Source organism: Citrobacter sp. VF227 (assembly GCF_052950715.1).
The window spans coordinates 1-443 of sequence record NZ_JBRFVF010000549.1; the positions used below are offsets into that span (position 1 = coordinate 1).

The 443-nt window shown below is 58.7% G+C and carries 1 pseudogene; it reads left to right on the forward strand.

The window, feature by feature from the left end:
* Nucleotides 1–9: 9 nt before the first annotated feature.
* Nucleotides 10–443 (forward strand): annotated as a pseudogene (locus ACU8YC_RS27790) (ribonuclease I); the annotation flags it as partial.

A 443-nucleotide genomic window follows, 5' to 3' on the forward strand; every position in this document is an offset into this window, starting at 1 on the left:
CGCGGTTAATGGGCCAGCCTACCAAAGTCTATCGCCGCCCGTGGAGTCGACAACCGCCGCTGGATGCGTTTTGGCTGCGCGACGCGACCAATTCCCAACCTACCTGAAGCGCGCGCAAGCCGTAAATGAGCGGCACCTGAAACGGGACTTTGTCTGGGAAGCGCGGCAAAGCTCAGCGCCGTAATGCCCGGCGCCGGTGGGAGATCCTGTCTGGAGCGTTACGAGTATGCCAAACATGGCGCCTGTTTCGGTTTTGGCCCCGACGCGTACTTCGGCACGATGGTACGGCTGAATAATGAGGTTAAAAACAGTGAAGCTGGCAAGTTCCTGGCAGGCAACTACGGTAAAGCCGTCAGCCGTGGCGCATTTGACGCCGCCGTCGCCAAAAGCTGGGGTAAAGAGAACGTTAAAGCCGTGAAGTTAAGCTGCCACGGTAATCCGGC